We start from the raw sequence: 15,693 nt of genomic DNA, 5'->3' as shown, positions 1-15,693 counted from the left end.
TTTCACCTCCGGGCTGACCGGCTCTCCGCCGCCCGGACCGACGCCGTCGCCGAGGCCGCCGGGTCCGCCGCTCGCTCCGGGGGGCGGAGCCCACTTGGCCGAGTGGAGCGGTGGCGTGTCGCCGTGTGCGTCGGGGTTGCCGATGCCGTCCGGCGGCGGGCTGATCCACGGTTTCTTGATGTTGCCGAGCAGCCCGGACGAATCAGGCCGTTCGGCGGCTGGTGTGTTCAGGCCGCTGCCGCCGCCCATGCCGCCCGGCGGGACCATCGGCGGGGTTCCTCCGCCGGGGATCTGCTCGTGGTTGCCGACTGGATCCGGGATCTTCGGCAGATCGCTCTCGCCGAGGCCCTTGATCGCGCCGGGCCCGCCGACGCCGTCGCCGAGGCCGCCGGGCCCGCCGACACCGTCGCCGGTCCCGCCGCTCGCCCCGGGGGGCGGAGCCCACTTGGCCGAGCTGAGCGGAGGCGTGTCGCCGTGCGCGTCGGGGTTGCCGATGCCGTCGGGAGGCGGGCTGATCCACGGTTTCTTGATGTTGCCGAGCAGACCGGACGAATCAGGCCGTTCCGCGGACGGCGTGTTCAGCCCTCCGCCGCCGCCCATGCCGCCGGGCGGCATCATCGGGATGCCGCTGCCGCCCGGATTCTGGTTGCCCGGCGGGTTGCCGAGGCCCGGCGGCAGGTGCGCCGGGTTGAGCGCGTTGTTCGCCAGGTTGCCGCCGGAATCGCCCGGCGGAGGCGGGATCGACGCCGGATTCACGTGTCCGGATCCGCCCGAGCTTCCCGGCGGTGCCGGAAGCGAAGGCGGGTTGACGTGCCCGCCGAGGTTGTTGCCCGAAGCCCCGGGCGGAGGCGGGATCGACGGCGACTTGAGGTTGTTCCCTCCCGGAGAATCGCCCGGAGGCGGCGGAACAGCCGGAGGCTTCACCGACGGCGGCTTCACGTTGTTCCCGCCGGCCCCGTTGGGCGGCGGCGGAATGGCGGCAGCGTTCACCGGCGGCGGCGTGCCGTTGCCCCCGGGACCGTTCAGGTCGCCGGGCGGAGGCGGCACGGCAGCGTTCTTCAGCGGCGGCGGCACATCATTCCCGCCAGGACCCTTGACGTCGCCCGGCGGAGGCGAAACGAGAGCGTTCTTCAGCGGCGGCGGCACATCGCTCCCGCCAGGACCGTTCACGCCGTTCGGCGGCGGGGGAATCGCGGCCTTGTTCACCGGCGGCGGAGCGCCGTTGCCACCGCCCGGAGGCGGGGACACGGGCGGCGGTTTCGGGGCAGGCGGCGGCTGCGTCGCCGGAGGCGGCGGCGGAGAAGCCGGCGGTGGCGGGGGAGCGGTCACCGGAGGCGGAGGTGGCGGCGGCGTGGGCGGGGGCGGAGGAGCCGGCGGCGGCGGGGGAGGCTTGGGCGTGTTGCCGTCACCACCGCCAGGAGTCGGGGGCGGGGTCGTCTTGCCCGCGTTGACGTGCACGGTGTTGTACTTCTGCGCGAGCTGGCCGCCGACCTTGCGCATGTCGTTGGTCATCATCTCGACGGCCTCGGGGAACTGCGAGATGTACGCGCGCCCGTCGCTGAGGTGGTACTTGCTGCCCTGGGCGAGGACCTGGCTGGCGTAATAGCTGTCGATGTAGCGGATCGTGTCCTGCGCCCACTTGAGATAGGCCGCGGAATTGACGAGGTTCGTCGGCACGTTGTTCGACCCGCCGCCGTCGCCGATCCGGTCCGCCAGATCGGAGAACTTGTTGCCCAGCGCCGTCATCATGTCTTTGAACTTCGTCGCGGCGTCGCCCTTCCACGGACCGTCGGGTCCGGCGAGGGCGGCGGTCTGGTCCTGAATGGACTGAGCGACCATCGCGAGGTTCTGCTGCGTCTCCTGAAACACCCCGGCCGCGTCCTGAAGCGACTGCCAGTTGACGTTGCCGTAGGCCTTGTCCCGGTTGTCCTGGCCGCCCGACAGCGAACCGCCGCCGAGGATCGCCGCTTCGATCTGCTTCCACGTCAGGCCGTCGAAATCCTTCGACGGGTCACCAGTGGTGTTCTGGTTGCCGGTCTGCGTGGTGTCCGGCCAGACCCCGTTGTCGTCCGAGGTGAACCCGTGGGTGTTGTTGTCGTCCGCCATCTTCCCTCGATCGCTTCGAACCTGAGAGACCCGGGACAGAACCCGGAAAGACCGCCGCCCGTCCGGTCAGGTTTTCTGACCGGCGCCGGTGATGTGCCCGCTGACGGTGTTGAAGTACTGGTTGTAGTCGTCGGCGGACATCTTGTTGACCTCGTCGGCGTTGTCGTACGCCTTCGAGGCCTTGTTCACCGCGTCCGCCACCTCGTCGAGCGCCTTGCAGAGGTCGTGGATCGCGGTGCGGGTGGTGTCCCGCAGCGCGTTCGTGCCCTGGATCGGCGTGAAGATCTTGCTCTGCGCCGTCAGGAACACGCCGGGCTTGAGCTGGATGCCGTCGAGCTTCGCCGGCAGATCCTTCAGCGGCCCGTCCGCGAGCGCCTGCATGTTCTTCGCGAACGTGCGCATCGCCTCGGTGTTGACCGCGGTGACGCCCTTGCCCGGATGCTCGGAACCGCCCGGCACCGGCGGCGGCTTGCCGACGTCGCCCGGCGGGATCCACTCGTTCTTCACGTCCGGCGGCGTCTGGTCGCCCGGACTGTGGAACTTGCCGTCGTCCGAGGTCTTCTGATGGTTGTTCGACGAATCGTTGTTCATCCCGTAATTCGTGTCACCTGGCGCGACCATGGCCGTTCACCCTCCTTTCTGCTCAGTTGCGGCAAGGCAACGGCGTCAGTTCGCGGCGAACCGCTTGGCGTTGTTGCCCTCGGTGTTCGAGGTGCCCTCGTTGATCTGGCCGAGGGTCTGCGCGGCGGCGTCGAGCGCCTGCGGCAGGGTGAGCGCCGCCTGGTGGCAGTAGTTGTAGGTCTCGTGGAACATGTCCGCCGCGACGCCGGTCCAGTTTTCGCGCTGGCCCTCGATGACGGCCTTCATCTGGTCCAGCAGCTCGGTGATCTGGTTGGACTGCTGCTTCGCCTGCCCGACGGTGTCCTGCATGGTGGCGAAGCTGATCTGGAACTGGCCCAAAGCCATGGGAATGTCCTTTCGTGGGGAGGAAGGGGATCAGAAGCCCTGCAGACCGCCGCCGCCGATGACCGCGGCGGCGTTGTTGGCGGTGGAGGTGTTGTCCGAGTCCCGGCTGTCGTACTCGCTCGCCGAGGTCTGCACGTTCTGCGCGAGCTCGTCCAGCTTCTGCACGATCTTGCGGACCGTCTGGTCGAACTGGCCCATGGCCTGGTTGAACACGTTCGCCGAGTCCGACCGCCAGGTGCCGAACAGCGTCTGCATGGTGCCGTCGACCTTCTGGTTCACCCCGGTGATGTTCTGCCCGGTGTCGCTGATCGTCTGCGCGCCCTTGCGCATGACGTTGGTATCGACGCGGGCGCCGTCCTGCGAAGCCATGCTTTCTCCTCTGGTCAGGTTCTCCGGATATGACGGACTGGCATGCCAGACCGCCGAGGTCGCCGCGGATGCCCTTCGTTCGGCCGATACGACAGAGCACGGGGGAGACTGCGGACTTACGGTAAGCGCCGGTCTACGGGTTGTCGCCGCGTTGTTCCCTTCTGAACACCAGTGCGCGGACGGCGGGGCAAGGGGCTCCTCCACCTGGGGGGCGCTGGGCAGCGGCAACGCTTTCCGCCGGACCCGGTTACGCACGACTGCCCGTTCAGGCACCGCTGGTGCCCGGATTCGCGGTTCGCGCTCATGCGAGCGGAAGTCGGGAGTGGACTTGCGCGGTCCGTTGTGGACAGACAGCTGTCCGTGCGGGGAGCCCCGAGGGACGCAGAGTTCCCCGCACGGACTCGGCTCAGTGCTTGAGCGTGAAGGCGAAGTCGCCGGAGAGCTTGCCGCTGAGCCGGACCCCCGACACGACCTTCCCCTCGGCGAGCAGCCGCTCGACCTCAGCCCGCGAGAGGCCGCAGCCCTCGGCGATCAGCCGCACCGGGCGGACCGGGATCCGGGCCGCGAAGCCGACCGAGACGTCGATCGAGTCCTGGTCCAAGTGGTCCGGACCACCGGTGTCGAGCCGCCAGGCGCCGTCCCAGTCGAGCGCGACGCGGTTGCGCCGGCGCAGGACGGGGTCCTGGAGCAATTCCGCTGCGAGGCCGGGATCGTTGTGGTGCAAGCGGTCCAGCAGAACGGGGCTGACCGAGCGCACCCTCGCCCGTTCGAACACGGTGAGTTTCGCCGTTTGCCCGCAGCCCGTGCAGAGCACGAGGAGCCAGGCGTCGATGAGCTTGTGGTTGGCGTTGACCCGGAACTTGCCGTCCGCCCGGAAACGCCCGGACGGGCACGCATGGCAGCGCCGCCGGACGAGCGGCAGGCAAGTGGGCAGGACTGTCCAGTGATAGAGCACAGGAGTACACCGATCCAGTGAGAATTCCGCAGCACGAAGAAGCGCGACGCTCAAGCGCGGCGCGCGACGAGATCAGAGCTTGGGATGCCTCACGCGATGTACAACGGCACGTCCTTGCCTGGCTGACAACGGCCGGGCGACAGTAGCCGCGGACGCGGGCGCGGTTCCACCGGTTTTCCGGCCGGGCGCCGCCGGCTAGGCGTTGAGGTAGGCGAGTACGGCCCGCACGCGCCGGTGGTCGCCGGTGCCCGCGGCGAGCCCGAGCCGGGCGAAGATGTTGCCCACGTGCTTGTTCACCGACGTTTCCGCGATGAACAGCTTCCCGGCGATCGCGCCGTTGCCGTAGCCCTCGGCCATCAGCGCGAGCACCTCGCGTTCGCGGGGGCTGAGCACGTCGAGCGCGTTCGCGGCGAGCCGGCGCGCCATCAGCTGCGAGATGACCTCGGGGTCCATTGCGGTGCCGCCCGCGGCGACCCGGTCCATCGCCTCGCGGAATTCCTCGATCCGCCCGACCCGGTCCTTCAGCAGGTACCCGACCCCGGAAGCGCCGTTGGCGAGCAGTTCGGCGGCGTAGGCGTGCTCGACGTACTGCGACAGCATCAGCACCGGCAGGCCGGGGATTTCCTCCCGGGCCGCCGCGGCCGCGCGGAGCCCCTCGTCGGTGAAGCCGGGCGGCAGCCGGACGTCCAGCACGGCGATGTCGGGCCGGTGCTCCAGCAGGGCGGGCAGCACGTCCGGCCCGCGTTCCAGCACGGCGCACACCTCGTGGCCGACCGTGGAGAGCATCAACGACAGGCCTTCTCGGATGAAGGCGTTGTCGTCGGCGATCACGACGCGCACGGCAGCCCCGCTCGCAGCACCGTCGGGCCGCCTTCGGGGCTGTCCAGCGCGAAGTCGCCGTCGAACGCCGCGACCCGTCGCCGGATCCCGGCCAGCCCGGTGCCGAAGTTCTCGGCCGCGCCGCCCTTCCCGTTGTCCCGCACCGTGATCCCGATCCTTTCCCGGTCGAGCGCGAGCGTAATCCACGCCCGGTCGGCCCCGCTGTGCTTGGCGATGTTCGTCAGCGCCTCGGCGACCACGAAGTAGGCCGCCGCCTCCACCGCGGCCGGAGCCTGCCCCTCGCCCGAGACCTCGACCTCGACGGGGACAGCGCTGCTCGACGCGAGCGCTTGCACCGCACCGGCCAGACCGCGGTCGGTCAGCAGCGGGGGATAGATCCCGCGGACGATCGTGCGCAGCGCCGCCAGCGAATGCTCGGTCAGCTCTTGGGCGTCGTCGACGAGGCTGAGCGCGTTGTCCGGCTGATTCCGCAGTGCGTGCTTGATCAGCCCGAGCCGGAGCGAGATCGCGACGAGCCCGGCCTGGGTGCCGTCGTGCAGGTCCCGTTCGATCCGGCGCAGTTCGGCGCCGTGCGCTTCGAGAGCCTCGGCCCGGCTGACGGTCAGCTCTTCGATCCGGCGGGTCTGCCTGCTGCCGCGCGGCGGGCGCAGCAACGCCCGGGCGAGCATCGCGTGCCCGCGCGCCAGCAGCGGCACGAGGAGGACCAGCCCGGTCGCGTACCCCAGTCCGATGCCGGTCGCGCCGAACGCCTGGGCCCAGCTGGTGACCGGCTGGAAGGTGAGATGTGCCGCGGGCGGCAGGAAGGTCCACCAGATCGGCGCGGTGCCCCAGCAGAGCATGCCGGACAACAGGCTCAGGCCGACGAAACACAGCGGCGCGCCGGCCACCGTGTTGACCGTGAGGAATGCCAGGTCCTTCCAGACCGCACGGTCTTTGAGCACTCCGAGCGGCGAACCGGGCGCCGCGTACTTCTCCTCGACCGGCGTGCCGAGCAGCCGTCCGACCCGTTTCCGCTGCGCGCTGGCGAACCGGCGCAGCAGCGGGACGAGCAGGACCAGCAGCGGCAACCCGATGCCGAGGACGCTCAGCAGGAGACTGCCCGCGGTCAGCCAGAAGAGCAGCAGGCCGCCGAGTCCGACCGCGGCGCCGACCGCGAGGTACCGGAAGGAAACGCCGAACCCGGCGAGGTGGCCGCGGACGCTGAACCGGTTCGCGCGCGCCGGCTCCATCCGACCCCCCTCGGAAGATTCGCAGGTGCAGTTTTCTGCACCTGGGATCTGCAGGATACGTGCTGTCCGGCGGGTTCCCGGATCCGTAGCGTCCGGGAAAAGCACGATCACCGCACCCGGAGGACGAAGTGGCACGCGAGAAACGGCAACGCCCGGCACCGGTCGAGACCGGAACGCCGCCGGACGACGTGGTGTCGCTGCGGTCGGTGCGCAAGACCTACGGGTCCGGCGCGGGCGAGGTGACCGCGCTGCGCGACCTGACCGTCCGGTTCGGCCGAGGGTCGTTCACCGCGGTGATGGGCCCGTCCGGCGCGGGCAAGAGCACCTTCCTGCACTGCGCCGCCGGGCTCGACCGGCCGACCGGCGGCACGGTGCTGCTCGGCGGCACGGACCTGGCCGGCCTGGACGAGACCGGGCTGACCGTGCTCCGCCGCGAGCGGGTCGGGTTCGTCTTCCAGTCCTACAACCTGCTGGCCTCGCTGACCGTCGCGGACAACATCTCGCTTCCGATGCGGATGGCCGGGCTGGCTCCCGGCCAGTCCTGGCTGGACGAGGTCGTGCGGCGCGTCGGGCTGACCGGGCGGCTGGACCGGCGCCCGGCCCAGCTGTCCGGCGGCCAGCAGCAGCGGGTGGCGATCGCCCGCGCGCTCGCGCCGCGGCCCGAGGTGGTGTTCGCCGACGAGCCGACCGGCGCGCTCGACACCCGGACCGGCCGCCAGGTGCTCGAACTGCTGCGGCAGCTCGTGGACGAGACCGGTCAGACGGTGGTGATGGTGACGCACGATCCGGTGGCCGCCTCGTACGCGCACCGGGTGGTTTTCCTTGCTGACGGCGTGCTCGCGGACGAGATGTCCGAGCCTGCCCCGGATCGCGTGGCCGAGCGGATGACGACGCTCGGGGAGTGGTGAGCGATGTTCGAACTGGCGGTCAAAACGCTGCGCGGGCGCGCTTCCGGTTTCGCCGGCGCGTTCGTCGCTCTGCTCGGCGCGGCCACGCTGGTCACCGCGTTCGGCATTCTCCTGCAGTCCGGCGCGGAAACCGGGGTGGCGCCGCAGCGGTACGCCGGGGTCCCGGTGGTCGCCGGCGGCGCGAAATCGTTCGAGGTGCGGGAAAACGGCAAGACGAAGTCCAAGCCGCTCAAGGAACCGGCGCCGCTGAGCCGCGAGACGGTGCGGAAGATCGCCGGGACCGACGGCGTCGGGTCGGTGGTGCCGGACGTGAGTTTCCCCGCGGTGCTGGGCGATATGGCTGCGGCCGGGCATCCGTGGTCGAGTGCCCGGCTGGGTCCGTTCGATCTCGTCGCGGGCCGCGAACCGCAGCGGCCGGGCGAGGTGGTGCTGGACGCCGGGCCGGGCTGGGAAGCCGGGGCCGCGGTCCGGATCCAGACGACCGAAGCCGCCGCCGAATACCGGGTCGTGGGCGTGGCGAAACTGTCCGAGGCGGACGGAGACCTCCGCGCTCCTGTCGCGTTTTTCGCCGACGCGGAAGCGGAAAGCCTCGCCGGGCGCGGAGACCGGGTGGACGCCGTCGGCGTGTTTCCCCGGCCGGGCGTCGATCCCGGCGACCTTGCCGACCGGCTGACCGCCGCGCTGGGCTCCGAAGCGGAGGTGACCACCGGAGACGACCGGAGCCGCATCGAAAACCCCGACGTCGCCTCAGCGAGCAGCACGCTGCGGGAGATCGCGGGTTCGCTCGGCGGCACCGTGCTGCTGATCGCGATCCTCGTCGTGGCAAGCACTCTCGCGCTGAGCGTCCACCAGCGCCGCCGCGAACTGGCTGTGCTGCGTGCGATCGCGGCGACCCCGCGCCAGATCTGGAAAATGCTCGCCGCGGAAGCGCTGGTGCTGTCGGTCGTGGCGTCGGCGATCGGGTGTCTGCCCGGCATTCTCGCCGCGCAGCTGTTGCGTGGCGCGCTAGTCCTGATCGGCGTCGTACCGGAGGATTTCTCTTTCTCCGTAGGAATTCTGCCGATGCTGGTCGCCGTGCTCGCCGGGGTGGCGACGGCGCAGATCGCGACCTTCGCCGTGGCATGGAAAGCCTCGTCCGTGCGACCGGTCGAGGCGTTGAGCGACGCCGCCGTCGAACAGCCGGGGATCAGCGGCGGACGGCGGACGCTCGGGGTGCTGTTGCTGCTTCTCGGCTTCGCCGCGTCGCTGCTCCCGGTGTTCTTCTCCGGTGTTTTCGCCGTGGCGGGCGCGGGCAGCGGCGGGCTGGTGATGATCGTCGCGGTCCTGCTGCTGGCTCCGCCGATAGCGGCGTTCGCGACACGGCTGCTGGCGAAGCCGATCACCCGGCGGTTCAAGGAATACGGCTGCCTCGCCGCCGCCAACACGCGTGCGAACGCGCACCGGTTGGCCGCGGGGATCGGACCGCTGGTGCTGGCGATCGGGTTCGCCTGCGTGCAGCTGTTCATCCCCACGACCCTCGCCGCCGCGGCCGCCGACCAGGCCGACGAGGGAATCATCGCGCAGTACACGCTCACCGGCGCGGCGGGCGGGCTCCCGGACGATGCGGTCCGGGACGCCGCCGCACTGCCCGGTGCGGAGGCCGCGACCGGCGTCACGCGGGTGCCGGTGTTCGCCTCGACGAAGGTGCTCGATTCACCGGAGATCTTCGACTTCCCCGCCCAGGGCATCACCGTCGACAACGCGGCCAAGACGATGGATCTTGCTGTCTCGTCAGGAAATCTCGCCGATCTCGCCCCGGGAAAGGTCGCCTTGAGCGCCAGCGCGGCGAGCACTCTCGGCGTCAAAGTCGGCGACCGGATCAAGCTGAACCTCCCGGACGGCTTCGCGGCGGCCCCGGCCGTCGTCGCCGTCTACCAGCGGGGCAGCGGATTCGGCGACGTCACCCTGGCGCACGAGGACGTGTTCGCGCACAGCTCCCGGCAGCTGGACCAGCAGATCCTGGTGCGGGCCCGCCCGGGGACGGATCTGGCGAGCCTGTCCGCGAAATATCCGGGATTGACCGTGTCCGCCAAGGCAGGCCTGTCCGATGAACAACGCAACGCGGCGACCGCTTCGGCGCTGAGCAGCGCGTTGCCGCTGGTGCTGGTGTTCGCCTACATCGCGCTGGCGGTGGCGAACACGCTGGTGATGACCACGCTGGCCCGGACCCGCGAGTTCGCGCTGCTGCGCCTGGTCGGGATGACGCGGGACCAGGTGCTGAAGGTGCTGCGGATCGAGGCGCTGACGGTGGTGCTGATCGCGGTGGCGGCGGGTTCGGCGGTGCCGCTGATCCCGCTGGCCACGGTCAGTCTCGGCCTCACCGGATCGCCGGTCCCGAGCATCCCGCCGCTGCTGTACCTCGGGATCGTCGCCGCGACCGCGCTGGTCGGAGCCGCTTCGGTGCTCGTGCCCGCGAAGTTCGCCCTGCGCGCGCGGCCGGCGGACGCGATCGGGACGCGCGAGTAGCCCGGCGTCAGTCCGGCTCCGGCGCGCTCGTGTACTCGACATCCAGCGGGCTGGCGAGCACCACCCGGGTCGGCGGGGTGCGTTCCTCCCGGGTGAAATGGGCCGGGGTGTTCGTGACGGTCAGATCGGCGGTCAGGCGCGCGTAGCCCGCCACCCAGCCCGGCCAGTCCGGGCGGTGTCCAGGTCGCCGAGCAGGAAGCACAGCGCCTGCGAGAAGGACTTCCCGGTCAGCTGGTCGAGGAAATCCGCTGTCCCGCGCTGGGGGAGATCGGCAGCCCGATCGTTCCGGCGGCCGCGGCCTTGCGCGCGCCGACCAGGTGTTCTGGCGAGCTGTGCAGGAGCAGCCGGGGCGCGTCGGCGTTCGCGGGCTCCCGCAAGACCAGCGCGGCGGACTGTTCGCCGTGGCTTCCGCCAGGCACGACGCGGTAGTTCAGCCGCGCCTCGAATCGCACCCATTGCCCGGGAGCCAGCCCGTCCTCGCTGTAGTACCGCGCATGGCGGCCGGAGGCCTCGAAGTCCCGCAGCGCCCGGTCGAGGCCGAGGTGACCGGTTGCGGCGGAAAGGTCCGCGCGGCTCTCGACGCCCGGGATCTTCCCGCCGAACCCCGTCACCCGCCGCCGGAGGCCTTGCGGGAGAGGGAACCGGCTCAGTGTGGCCTCCGAGACGTACACCAGCTCCCGCATGGGGATTCACCCCGGCGGGCCCGGAGGCGCCCGGTCGACGTCAGCCGACCGCCGCCAGTTCGCCCGGCTCTTGCGCCGCCGCCTGCCGGGCGTACCGGCGCGCCATCGCCGCGCACACGATCAGCTGAATCTGGTGGAACAGCATCAGCGGCAGCACGATCAGCCCGACCTCGGCGTGCCCGAACAGCACCGTCGCCATCGGCAGGCCGCTCGCCAGGCTCTTCTTCGAACCGCAGAACATGATCGTGATCCGGTCCGCGCGGGCGAATCCGAGCAGCCGCGCGCCGCCGCTGGTCGCGCCGAGCACCGCCGCCAGCAGCACGCAGCAGACCGCGACCAGCGCCAGCAGCGGGCCGATGTCCAGCTGGTGCCAGATGCCTTCGGTCATGCCCTCGCTGAACGCGGTGTAGACCACCAGCAGGATCGAACCGCGGTCGACGATCTTGAGCGGCGCGGAATGCCGCTGCACCCATCCGCCGATCCAGCGGCGCGCCAGCTGCCCGGCGACGAACGGCACCAGCAGCTGCAGCACGATGTCCAGCACCGCCGAACCGCTCACGCCGGGGCCGTCGGTGGCCAGCAGCAGCGCGACGAGCAGCGGCGTCAGGACGATGCCGAGCAGGTTGGACAGCGACGCGCTGCAGATCGCGGCCGCGACGTTGCCCTTCGCGATCGAGGTGAACGCGATCGACGACTGGACGGTCGAGGGCAGCAGGCACAGGAACAGCACGCCGGTGTACAGCGGCGAGGTCAGCAGGCCGGGGGACAGGAACGACGCGGCGAGCCCCAGCAGCGGGAAAAGCGCGAACGTGGCGCAGAGCACCGTGACGTGCAACCGCCAGTGCCGCATCCCCTCGACCGCTTCCTGACTGGAAAGCCTTGCGCCGTAAAGGAAGAACAGCAGCCCGACCGCGATCTTGGTCAGCGCGCCGAACCCGGTCGCGGCCGCGCCGGACGCGGGCAGCAGCGAGGCGATGCCTACGGTGACGAGGATCAGGGCGATGAACGGGTCGATCCGCAGCTTGGCGAGCGCAGCCGAGACGGGGCGGGAGAGCGAGGCGAGCACGGTGGTCATGGAACTCCTTTCCCGCTCATTCTCTCGTCGCCGACGGTCATTCGGAACCCCGATGACCGTACTGACTGTCATTGTGAAAGCCGATAAGATGTGACGCATGCTGGATCCGCGGTTGTGCCGTTCTTTTCTTGCTGTGGCGGAAACTCGCAGCTTCACGGCGGCAGCGAGGCGCTTGGGTGTGGGGCAGCCCACAATCAGCCAGCACATCCGGCGGCTCGAGTCCGAGGCGGGCGGGCTGCTGTTCGCCCGGGACACGCACGCGGTCGACCTGACCGCGCGCGGGCAGGCGATGCTCGGGTTCGCGCAGACCATTGTGGACACCGAGGACCGGGCGGCCCGGCACTTCCGCGGCGCACAGGTGCGCGGCCGGGTCCGCTTCGGGGTGTCCGAGGACTTCGCGCTCGGCGAGCTGCCGGAAATCCTGCGGCGGCTGCGGGAAAGCCATCCGCTGGCGGACGTCGAACTGCACGTGGAACTGTCCGATGTGCTCGCCCGCCGGATCGCCGACGGCCGCCTCGACCTGGTGCTCGGCAAACGCCGCCCGGGCGCGCCCGGCCCGGGACGGCTGCTGCGCCGCGAACCCCTGGTGTGGATCGGCTCGGCAGCGACGGACCTCGCGCCCGGCCAGCCCGTGCCGCTGGTGCAGTACCCGATGCCGTCGGTGACCCGGCAGCTGGCGGTGGAAACGCTGGAACGCGCCGGGCTGGAATGGCGAGCGGCCTGCCAGACCTCGAGCCTGACCGGCCTGCGCGCGGCGGCAGCCGCCGGACTCGGGATCACGGTGCACGCGCGGAGCTTGGTGCCGTCGGATCTCGTCGAGTTGCCTGCCGAACTCGGCCTTCCGGACCCCGGTGACGTCGATTTCATCCTGCTGTCCCGAGACGGCAGCGAGGGCCCGGTGGCGGCGCTGGCCGAGTTCGTGGTGGCGCGGATCGGGTCAGCGTCGCCGCTCGAGGGCTGAGCGCAGGCGGAGGAGTGCGCGGTGTTGCGCGACTCGCACCGCGCCGGGGGTGGAGCTGACCGCTTCGGCTGCTTCGTCGGCGGAGAGTCCGACTACTATGCGCAGCAACACGATCTCCCGCTGTCGCTCTGGCAGCAATTGCAGCAGCCGAGCCAGCTGCCGGTTCAGTTCCGCACGCAGCGCCCGTTCCTCCGGACCGTCAGCCAGATCCATTGCTTCCGGCAGTTCCGCCACCGCCTCGGTCCGGTTGCGTGCGTGCGCCCGATGCGCGTCAGCCACTTTGTGCTGCGCGATCCCGTAAACGAAAGCGAGAAACGGCCGCCCTTGATGCCGATAACCGGGGAGCGCGGTCAGCAGCGCCAGGCAGACTTCCTGCGCCACATCGTCCGCGGAGGAATATGCATCGGCGCCGCCTAACCGGGCCCGGCAGTAGCGCACGATCAGCGGCTGTACCGCGGCCAGCAGGTCCTGCGCCGCGTCCGGATCGCCTTCGACCGCGGCGCGCACCGGGCCGTCGAAGCCGAATCGGCCGGCCGGGACCCGCGGTGCGGCCAACGCGGTCGCCGCGGTTTTCACGCGGGTCAAGGCTTCTTCGACGTCGAGCGCCGAGCGCAGCGCGTTGACCAGTGCGGCCTCGGCTTCGCGCAGTTCGGTCATCAAGGCCTCCTCGCGCCCGGCCAGGCCGAGTCGCTGTTTCAGCCGTTCCCGTGCGTGCCGCAGATTCGAGCGGACTGTGGTGCCCGCCATGCCGAGCGCCGAAGCGATCGCGGCGGGCGAGAACCCGTCGAGCGACCAGGTCAGCACCGTGCGCTGGGTTTCCGGCAGCGTCGACAGCAGTTCGACCCCGCGCGCGTTCCGCTCCACGACCGAGGTCAGCCGGTCGCCCGGCGGGTCCGCGGTCGGGGCGCCGCCGTCGAACCACGTTTGCTCGGCGGCGAGCCGCACGGCGGTCAGCCGCACCGCCACGCGCGGGTCGCCCGGCGGCGGCCACGTCCCGGTTTCCTGGACGAAGGCCTCCACCGCCACCTCGCGCGCGGTGCCCGGCCCGAGCCCGCCCGCGCACAGGAACGCCACGAGACGAGGGAAATCGCTCCTGAAGAAGCCGTCGAACCCCGCCACGCGCACCCCCTCCCGAACCCGCACTTGTCGAACAGGTGCGGTGACGCGCCCGTGGGATGTAACGATCCGGTTACGGAACTGTGGTTAATCGCGGGACGGGCGGGTACCTGGGCCGGACGGGCAGTTCGCCCTCGGGCGCGACGGAAGGGGGAAACGGTGCGCGGAAAAGGAAAACCCGGACTCTCCGGACCCGGCGAGCGCCCGGCGCGGGGGCCGTAGCACGTCCGGCGGCAACCGCGTCCGCGATGTGAGCTGAATCGAAATTTCGCGCGCGGGCGGTGATCGGTGGTAACTTGGAAAGCCGGTCGTCCGCCGGGTCCTTCGCGGCCCGGGGCGGTTCGGCCGAAAAGCCCACCGAACATCCTCCGAAGGCATGGCGTGCCCGTGCGCGCGGAGAAGTCGGTTGACCACGGTTCGACAATGAGGACAGGAGGTGAAAAGCAACAATGGAACTCACGGCCACCAGCTGGCTCGCCCGAGCGGCGTGCCAGGACGAGGACCCGGAACTGTTCTTCCCGATTTCCGACATGGGTCCGGGGGCGCAGCAGGTCGCGAAGGCCAAGGCGGTCTGCGCGCGATGCCCGGTCCGCGCGGAATGCCTTTCCTATGCTCTCGACAACGGTCTCGGCAACGGGATCTTCGGGGGAACCACCGAGCTGGAGCGCCGGAAGCTGGTTCGATCCGGCTCCGCCGCCGCACGGCATCGAGTCGCCTGACCGCGAGCCGGTGACCATTTCCCGGCGGCGAGGGCGCTAGCAGTTTCCCCCACCACGACCGGCCGCAAAGCCCGGAACTCGGTGGTTGCGCCCGGGCGGCGATCGCAGACCGCGATCGCCGCCCGGGCGTTTTTTATTGCTGATCCGACCGGAAGCAGGCGGAACGGTCAGCTGCCGATCCCCCTGAGGCGACCGGTGTCCGCCGCGGCTGTAGTCGGATCGGCAATCATCGGCACGGTTTCTTCGAACGTTTCGGCGAGTCCGTACGGCGCCAATGCCGCCGTTTCGAACGCGGCCATCGCCGTCACCAGTCCGTTTCGGACGGTGAGCACGCAGACGCCGAATCCGCGATAAACCGATTCGCCGGGCCGGCGCAGATATCCGGCGACGGCGGGCTGCCGGTTCGCGCGCACCGGCACCATCCGGAAACTGCCCCGGTAGTACGGCGACTCCGGATCGAAACTCGGCCCGAGCGCGCCGAGAATCCGATCGCGACTGTCGAACCACAACGAATAGGGCGGCATCACCGCACGCGCGTCCTCGCTCAGCACAGCCGCCACAGCCTGCACGTCTGCCGATTCGTAGGCAGCGACGAACTTCCGCAGCAGCGCCGTTTCCTCGGCGGTCGTGCTGTCCGGGGCGGACCACTCGGCGCGCCGGGCGGGCAGCCGGGCGCGCAAGGTTTCGCGGCCCCGCTGCAGTGCGCTGTTCGCCGAGGCCACCGAAGTGCCCAGCAGTTCGGCAGTGTCCTTTGCGGACCAATCGAGCACGTCGCGCAGGATGAGCGCGGCGCGTTGCCGCGGCGGGAGCAACTGGATGGTGGCGAGGAAGGCCAGTTCGATGGTTTCCCGTTCGACGACCGCGGCGCCGGTGTCGTCCGGCGCCGCGGGGTCGAGCAGCAGATCGGGGAACGGGCCGAGCCACGGCACGTCCAGCGCGGAGATCTCGCCCGCCGGGTCGGCAGCCGGACCCAGTTCGTCCGGCAGCGCGCGCCGCGGCCGCCGGGCGAGCGCGTCGAGGCAGACGTTCGTGGCGATCCGGTACAGCCACGTCCGCACGCTCGCCCGTCCGGCGAAGCCGCGGCGCCCTTTCCAGGCCCGGAGAAACGCCTCCTGAGTGAGGTCCTCGGCCTCCTCGAACGAACCGCTCATCCGGTAGCAGTGCACGCGGATCTCGCGCCGGTGCTGTTCGAGCAGGGCACCGAACTCCTCGTCGCTGGTCACCCGGGCAACGGTAGCTCGTGAGCGCCGATGCCGGTGCT

The 15,693-nt window shown here is 70.7% G+C and carries 15 protein-coding genes and 2 pseudogenes; 4 read left to right on the top strand and 13 right to left on the bottom strand.

All coding sequences use genetic code 11. The features are described 5' to 3' along the window. The 7 genes from H4281_RS25635 to H4281_RS25605 form a co-directional block, all read right to left on the bottom strand. Positions 1-2,106, bottom strand: a 2,106-nt coding sequence (locus H4281_RS25635) for a WXG100 family type VII secretion target (RefSeq protein WP_182893466.1), incomplete at its 3' end; no start/stop codon positions are given. Between the two features lie 66 nt (positions 2,107-2,172). After that, positions 2,173-2,727, bottom strand: coding sequence for a WXG100 family type VII secretion target (locus tag H4281_RS25630; protein ID WP_182893465.1), 555 nt, complete (start codon positions 2,725-2,727; stop codon positions 2,173-2,175). Positions 2,728-2,772: 45 nt separating this feature from the next. Then, a complete protein-coding gene (locus tag H4281_RS25625) occupies positions 2,773-3,072 on the bottom strand; it encodes a WXG100 family type VII secretion target (RefSeq protein ID WP_037812613.1) in 300 nt (99 codons plus the stop codon). Positions 3,073-3,102: 30 nt separating this feature from the next. Beyond that, positions 3,103-3,441, bottom strand: coding sequence for a WXG100 family type VII secretion target (locus H4281_RS25620; protein WP_067590616.1), 339 nt, complete (start codon positions 3,439-3,441; stop codon positions 3,103-3,105). 406 nt (positions 3,442-3,847) lie between these two features. Then, on the bottom strand, positions 3,848-4,396 hold the full coding sequence (locus H4281_RS25615; RefSeq protein ID WP_182893464.1) for a DUF1062 domain-containing protein: 549 nt from the start codon (positions 4,394-4,396) through the stop codon (positions 3,848-3,850). A gap of 195 nt (positions 4,397-4,591) precedes the next feature. Then, the gene (locus H4281_RS25610; RefSeq protein WP_182893463.1) at positions 4,592-5,236 is read right to left on the bottom strand and encodes a LuxR C-terminal-related transcriptional regulator; all 645 of its coding nucleotides are present in this window, start codon (positions 5,234-5,236) and stop codon (positions 4,592-4,594) included. Next, the gene (locus tag H4281_RS25605) at positions 5,224-6,465 is read right to left on the bottom strand and encodes a sensor histidine kinase (RefSeq protein WP_182893462.1); all 1,242 of its coding nucleotides are present in this window, start codon (positions 6,463-6,465) and stop codon (positions 5,224-5,226) included. The genes H4281_RS25610 and H4281_RS25605 overlap by 13 nt, the downstream gene beginning before the upstream one ends. Positions 6,466-6,656: 191 nt before the next feature. Between H4281_RS25605 and H4281_RS25600 the strand changes: the two genes are divergently transcribed. Beyond that, positions 6,657-7,373 carry an ABC transporter ATP-binding protein gene (locus tag H4281_RS25600; RefSeq protein WP_182893499.1) on the top strand — a complete coding sequence of 239 codons (717 nt, stop codon included), beginning with the start codon at positions 6,657-6,659 and terminating at the stop codon, positions 7,371-7,373. Positions 7,374-7,376: 3 nt separating this feature from the next. Further along, positions 7,377-9,878, top strand: a complete 2,502-nt coding sequence (locus tag H4281_RS25595; RefSeq protein WP_182893461.1) for an ABC transporter permease — start codon at positions 7,377-7,379, stop codon at positions 9,876-9,878. Positions 9,879-9,885: 7 nt separating this feature from the next. Here the strand turns inward: H4281_RS25595 and H4281_RS25590 are convergent, their stop codons facing one another. From H4281_RS25590 to H4281_RS25580, 3 genes are all read right to left on the bottom strand, one after another. Next, positions 9,886-10,032: a hypothetical protein gene (locus H4281_RS25590; RefSeq protein WP_182893460.1), complete on the bottom strand. Its 147-nt coding sequence runs from the start codon at positions 10,030-10,032 to the stop codon at positions 9,886-9,888. Between the two features lie 73 nt (positions 10,033-10,105). Continuing rightward, on the bottom strand, positions 10,106-10,561 hold the full coding sequence (locus H4281_RS25585; protein ID WP_182893459.1) for an SAVMC3_10250 family protein: 456 nt from the start codon (positions 10,559-10,561) through the stop codon (positions 10,106-10,108). A 40-nt stretch (positions 10,562-10,601) separates the two neighbouring features. Then, positions 10,602-11,636, bottom strand: a complete 1,035-nt coding sequence (locus H4281_RS25580; protein ID WP_182893458.1) for a bile acid:sodium symporter family protein — start codon at positions 11,634-11,636, stop codon at positions 10,602-10,604. 97 nt (positions 11,637-11,733) lie between these two features. Between H4281_RS25580 and H4281_RS25575 the strand changes: the two genes are divergently transcribed. Beyond that, a complete protein-coding gene (locus tag H4281_RS25575) occupies positions 11,734-12,597 on the top strand; it encodes a LysR substrate-binding domain-containing protein (RefSeq protein WP_182893457.1) in 864 nt (287 codons plus the stop codon). Here the strand turns inward: H4281_RS25575 and shbA are convergent. Both shbA and H4281_RS46320 read right to left on the bottom strand, forming a co-directional pair. After that, entirely contained in the window at positions 12,574-13,254 is a 681-nt protein-coding gene (gene shbA, locus H4281_RS45710) for an RNA polymerase sigma factor ShbA (RefSeq protein ID WP_237600923.1), read from the bottom strand. The two genes, H4281_RS25575 and shbA, sit on opposite strands and share 24 nt — an antisense overlap. 51 nt (positions 13,255-13,305) lie before the next feature. Further along, a pseudogene (locus tag H4281_RS46320) lies at positions 13,306-13,461 on the bottom strand (sigma-70 region 4 domain-containing protein); the annotation flags it as partial. Positions 13,462-14,162: 701 nt separating this feature from the next. On the opposite strand from H4281_RS46320, the gene H4281_RS25565 reads away from it, so the two are divergent. Further along, complete coding sequence (locus tag H4281_RS25565; RefSeq protein ID WP_009080567.1) at positions 14,163-14,432, top strand: WhiB family transcriptional regulator; 270 nt, start codon at positions 14,163-14,165, stop codon at positions 14,430-14,432. A 167-nt stretch (positions 14,433-14,599) separates the two neighbouring features. Here the strand turns inward: H4281_RS25565 and H4281_RS25560 are convergent. Next, positions 14,600-15,664: pseudogene (locus tag H4281_RS25560) on the bottom strand (RNA polymerase subunit sigma-70); the annotation flags it as partial. Positions 15,665-15,693: the final 29 nt, after the last annotated feature.

It is taken from the genome of Amycolatopsis dendrobii (genome assembly GCF_014145675.1).
Classification (GTDB): domain Bacteria; phylum Actinomycetota; class Actinomycetes; order Mycobacteriales; family Pseudonocardiaceae; genus Amycolatopsis; species Amycolatopsis dendrobii.
Note: the sequence above shows the minus strand (reverse complement) of the source record. Positions and strands in the feature narration are given on the sequence as shown.

What these genes read in the sequence shown, in the direction of transcription:
- H4281_RS25630 (WP_182893465.1), bottom strand. Translation starts at nt 2,727, where the DNA reads ATGGTCGCGCCAGGTGACACGAATTACGGGATGAACAACGATTCGTCG.
- H4281_RS25625 (WP_037812613.1), bottom strand. Translation starts at nt 3,072, where the DNA reads ATGGCTTTGGGCCAGTTCCAGATCAGCTTCGCCACCATGCAGGACACC.
- H4281_RS25620 (WP_067590616.1), bottom strand. Translation starts at nt 3,441, where the DNA reads ATGGCTTCGCAGGACGGCGCCCGCGTCGATACCAACGTCATGCGCAAG.
- H4281_RS25605 (WP_182893462.1), bottom strand. Translation starts at nt 6,465, where the DNA reads ATGGAGCCGGCGCGCGCGAACCGGTTCAGCGTCCGCGGCCACCTCGCC.
- H4281_RS25595 (WP_182893461.1), top strand. Translation starts at nt 7,377, where the DNA reads ATGTTCGAACTGGCGGTCAAAACGCTGCGCGGGCGCGCTTCCGGTTTC.
- H4281_RS25585 (WP_182893459.1), bottom strand. Translation starts at nt 10,561, where the DNA reads ATGCGGGAGCTGGTGTACGTCTCGGAGGCCACACTGAGCCGGTTCCCT.
- H4281_RS25580 (WP_182893458.1), bottom strand. Translation starts at nt 11,636, where the DNA reads ATGACCACCGTGCTCGCCTCGCTCTCCCGCCCCGTCTCGGCTGCGCTC.
- H4281_RS25575 (WP_182893457.1), top strand. Translation starts at nt 11,734, where the DNA reads ATGCTGGATCCGCGGTTGTGCCGTTCTTTTCTTGCTGTGGCGGAAACT.
- shbA (WP_237600923.1), bottom strand. Translation starts at nt 13,254, where the DNA reads ATGACCGAACTGCGCGAAGCCGAGGCCGCACTGGTCAACGCGCTGCGC.
- H4281_RS25565 (WP_009080567.1), top strand. Translation starts at nt 14,163, where the DNA reads ATGGAACTCACGGCCACCAGCTGGCTCGCCCGAGCGGCGTGCCAGGAC.